Source organism: Hyella patelloides LEGE 07179 (assembly GCF_900659865.1).
In the GTDB taxonomy this organism is placed as follows: Bacteria; Cyanobacteriota; Cyanobacteriia; order Cyanobacteriales; family Xenococcaceae; genus Hyella; species Hyella patelloides.
In genome coordinates this window covers 1-1147 of record NZ_LR214330.1, presented here as the reverse complement: position 1 = coordinate 1147, position 1147 = coordinate 1, and the positions used below count along the sequence as shown (strand labels likewise).

The following is a 1147-nucleotide window of genomic DNA, read 5'->3' as shown; positions in this document are numbered from 1 at the left end:
TTTTTTTAGTTAATAAAATAATTAAAAAAGTAACACGGGAGTGGAATAGCGAGACAGTCTTGCAGGAGGGAAACCCTCCGCAGAGAACTGTCTCAAGACGGCTCTCTCACAAGCACGCATTTCCTCCCGTAAAAATCTCATCACAAAATCTTTAGTTAAAAAAGATTTTTCTGCTTTGTAATAGTTTATTAACCCTTCATTTATCTGGAGAGAATAAAATGCTAGAATTATCAAAAGTTCGAGTTTTATTATTACAAAAGTCTCGAATAAAATCTCAGCTAATCGACATAATATTACAAGAATATGAAGTCAGAGTAAATAATTTATCGGTTCGGGAAAGGATTTATTTTGTAGAAGATGTTTGTTCCTTTAAATTTTGCTAGAGTTGCGGTGGTATTCAATCTTACAAGGGCAGAAGCTATCCACACTCGTCAGGTAATATAAGATAAGATTAGAATAAGCGATCGCCTCATCGCCTCGCCCTTATAACGGACGGGGCATTGTGAATCTGCCACCTTATTTATTAGAACTCTTGCAAAAGTTTTTTATGGTATGATCAAAGACTATTTTGTTTAAATTTCTGCTGATTAAAATAATGGGAATTGAGAGATTTTTTGAGTAAATAGAAAGAGCGCGATCGCGCTCCACAAAAAATTGACAGCATAAATTGTTTCAGGCAATTAAATAATGACTGAAATCTTCAAGATTAATTTAGCTTTTATCAAATTTATGAAGCTAATTCGTAATTATCCCTCTTTTGTCACTCTCCGAGAATTAAAATGAAGAGAAACCCAACTATAATTGGCTAGAAAGTAGATATGACAATGGATGTAGAATTACAAATTCTCAAACATTTAAAGCGATCGCCAGCACCCACAGTTGCCCTCATCGATCAATATTGTTCGGCGTATAATGATATATTTCCTGAAGTAAGAAGTTATGAATATTTTAAATATTTACATCAAGGAATCATCTCAAAAATTAAAAGAAAGTCTTTACCAGAAATCGCTAAGGTAGTAGGCATCTCTTCACCTCAATCATTACATCATTTCTTAGCTTCTTGATGCAGTCGCTCATGGGGGAAACCCCCAAGACCGCGCTGCATCGCTAATTCGCCTTGGTCAGTAGAAGAACTAGAAAACAGAAG

The 1147-nt window shown here is 35.0% G+C and carries 1 pseudogene; it reads left to right on the top strand.

What is annotated here, in order from left to right:
• Positions 1-824: 824 nt before the first annotated feature.
• A pseudogene (locus tag H1P_RS33555) lies at positions 825-1061 on the top strand (IS701 family transposase); the annotation flags it as partial.
• Positions 1062-1147 lie beyond the last annotated feature (86 nt).